Source organism: Mesorhizobium sp. CA4, from assembly GCF_020165075.1.
Lineage (GTDB): Bacteria > Pseudomonadota > Alphaproteobacteria > Rhizobiales > Rhizobiaceae > Mesorhizobium.
Window position 1 is genome coordinate 1 of record NZ_JAIUHK010000078.1, and the last position, 2,606, is coordinate 2,606.

Annotated in this window: 3 protein-coding genes; all 3 read right to left on the minus strand. The window is 61.0% G+C overall.

Annotated elements, in window-relative coordinates; genetic code table 11:
• Positions 1-308: 308 nt before the first annotated feature.
• Entirely contained in the window at positions 309-620 is a 312-nt protein-coding gene (locus LB528_RS30080) for a type II toxin-antitoxin system RelE/ParE family toxin (RefSeq protein ID WP_224518632.1), read from the minus strand.
• 3 nt (positions 621-623) lie between these two features.
• Positions 624-890, minus strand: coding sequence for a type II toxin-antitoxin system ParD family antitoxin (locus LB528_RS30085; RefSeq protein ID WP_224717235.1), 267 nt, complete (start codon positions 888-890; stop codon positions 624-626).
• A 312-nt stretch (positions 891-1,202) separates the two neighbouring features.
• Positions 1,203-2,606: recombinase family protein (locus tag LB528_RS30090; protein ID WP_224717236.1), on the minus strand; the 1,404-nt coding region annotated here is incomplete at its 5' end.

The following is a 2,606-nucleotide window of genomic DNA, read 5'->3' on the forward strand; positions in this document are numbered from 1 at the left end:
GCTAGAGGGCAGACCTAGAAGCAAACTTCTTCGTCGCCAGCGGCGCACCGCCCTCGTTCGTGGGCCGTATATAGTCGCCGCCCGACCGAACTGTCAACAGCCTAGATCGCTCTTTTTTCGATTTCTCGTGGAGATATCCAAGAAGGCAAAATTTGTGAGCTGGCTTGGTTGAATTTTGGCCGGCGCTTCCGTTGCCAGCTATTGCAGCGATACCCGTCACAACCGCTTCGCCTGGTGAATGCGGTCGTCCCTAAGGCAGCCGCCAGCATTTAGCCGAGTGTCGATCTTCGCGGCCTTTGAGCTGCGACTCAGAGCCGTCCTTCGAGTAATTCAGGCGTGATGTTTCGGCCGGCGTAGAAGATGCCGAGGATCAGCACGCGCTCGCCATCGACAGTGAAGACGATGCTGACCGCGCGACGATAACCAATGATCCGCAGCCCCGGCATGATCTCCACCCGCTCGGTGCCGCGCTGTGGAAATGTCGACAAGCCCAGACAGAGATCGCGGATGCCTGCAACAAAATCCCAGGCAACCGCCGGCGACGCACGCTCGGCTATATCGTCATAGAGTTGTTCGAGTTCGGCTTCCGCTTTCGGGTGGAAGACAATCCGGTACTCCATCCCCTACTTGGCTTTCGCCTGCCGTGCGCGATGACGGAGCTCCAGCCGGGAAAACACCGATTCGGCGGGGATTCCCTTGGCCGGATCCTGCTGAAGATCGGTAACGCGCGACGGGATTTCCTCGCGCAGCCACTTCTCCAGCTCTGCCTCAAAATCCTCGAGCATGCGCAGACCGGCGCGGACAACCTCGCTGGCATTGTTGTAGCGGCCCGATTCGAGCTGCTTTCTGATGAAGCGCTCATAGTGCTCGTTCAAAGCGTAGTTGGGCATGGAGACCTCCTCCGGAAATATGGGGCCGGGCTGGAGATATAGCAATAGATAGCAACAATTGGCATTTGGTTGATTGGATTCCAATTCACCCGTCGCGATTCGGTGAAGGCCCAACAGTACCCGAATCGGCAGAGATCAAAATTATCGGGTCGAGACGCCGGCGCCCGATCGAGTCTCGCCAGGCGGTCGATTCCACGACCTCTGCGCCATTTCGAGGCAGCTGAGACGCGGAAGCCGGCTGAGTTCAAAACTCAACCGGCTAATATTGTTTCGTGCCTGGTTGCGAGCTGGTCTCTGAATGCGCTGCCGCGCTCACTTTGACGTCCTCGTCGGCCGCGGTTCATGATCCCAGCTAGCGAGCAGCGCCATGACGAGCGCGCCGATGCGGTCGATGTTGGTTGAATGATTCGGTCTGGTGAGAGCCCTGACCTTCGTGTCCGTCCTGCGATCACAAACGCAAACGGCCCGCGTTGTGCGGGCCGTTTTTTGTATTTGGTTGCGGGGACCCGCAACACCTTTTGTCATAACATCGTCGGGCTGATCAGATTTGGCGAATTCGAGGATGCCGAACAACTCGCCGCGTAGCTCGGCATGGACCTCGCCGCGCTTGTCGCCGGGAGTGAGCAAGATCTCTCCGATCAACGAACGCAACGCCTCGGCGGCTGGACGTCCGTCATCGTGGTCGGCGAGCGCTTGCGTGAGCTGCTCGACCCGCTTGCGGTAGAGAGTGGCGATGTTGGGATGCAGGTCGGGCACGTCAGTGGGCGCTACGGCTAGCCGTGCGGTGATCTCCGCCTTCTGCCTCTCCAGGTCTTCCATTCTCGCTTTCATTGAAGGTTGGTAGAGGCCATCCTCGATTGCGGCCATGATGCCGGCAATGGCGCGCTCGGTTCTGTCGAGCGCTTTTCGGTCCTGTTCGCCTTGCGCGCGACGCTCCTGGTTGAGGCGGTTGGTCTCCTCGGCATAGGCTCTGATCGCCTCGGCCACGGCATCGGCCGAGACCAGTCTTTCCTTCAGGCCTGCGAGGACTCGCTGCTCGATCTTCTCGCGCGTGATGGTGCGGCCGTTGTCGCAGATGCCGCGGCGCTGGTGGTTGAGGCAGGCATAACCCTCGCGTGTAAACAGGCCGTAGCGACCGCCGCAGCAGCCGCAGATGAGCAAGCCGGAAAGGAGGGAGACCGGCCGCTTCATGGTGTGGAGCTTTCTCGCTCGGGCCTTGCGCGTGGCGATCGCCACCACCTCGAACTGGCTGGCGATGGCTTTCTGTCTCTCCTTCACGGCCTGCCACAAATCGTCCTCGACGATTCTGAGATGCGGCACCTCGGTGCGGATCCATTTCGCTGGCGGATTGGGCCGAGAGACGCGCTTGCCGCTGGCGGGATCCTTGACGAAGTGCAGGCGGTTCCAGACCAGCACGCCGGTATAGAGCTCGTTGTTGATGACGCCGGTTCCCCGGATCACATGCCCGCGCACGCTGGTGTCGCCCCAATGCCGGCCGAGCGGACCAGGAACGCCTTCCTTGTTGAGGTCGACCGCGATCGCCTTCGGGCTCTTGCCGGCGGCAAACTCGCGGAAGATGCGGCGCACGATGGTCGCTTCCTCCGGCACGATCTCGCGGTCGCCGCGAGCAGGCTCGCCTTCGCTGTCGAGCTTCTTCACGACCCGATAGCCGTAGCACAGCCCACCCCCAGCCTTGCCCTTCTCCACCCTACCCCG